The organism is Seonamhaeicola marinus, assembly GCF_008085455.1.
Map to the genome: position 1 here is coordinate 1 of NZ_VSDQ01000405.1, position 259 is coordinate 259.

At 26.3% G+C, this 259-nt stretch carries 1 protein-coding gene; it reads right to left on the reverse strand.

The genetic code is table 11. The annotated features are described in order from the left end of the window. On the reverse strand, window positions 1-259 hold a 259-nt coding region (locus FUA24_RS25035), incomplete at both ends, for a hypothetical protein (RefSeq protein WP_187388179.1).

The following is a 259-nucleotide window of genomic DNA, read 5'->3' on the forward strand; positions in this document are numbered from 1 at the left end:
TTTTTGAAAAACCCATTATTTTTACTAAAAAACTCTCTTTTAAAGTCTAAGTATTGTTTTACCTCTGCAAAACTTCTTTGCTCTTGCCTATAAATCTCAATTAGGTTTTCTTCATGATATTGAGGCATATTTTTATAAACGTATTTAAGTAATTTAATACGTGTTTTTATTGCACTTTCATTTTGTTGCTTTCTTCTAACTACTGATACCTGCGAAGTATGTTTTCTATAATCTAAATATACCTTCTGTAAATTATGAA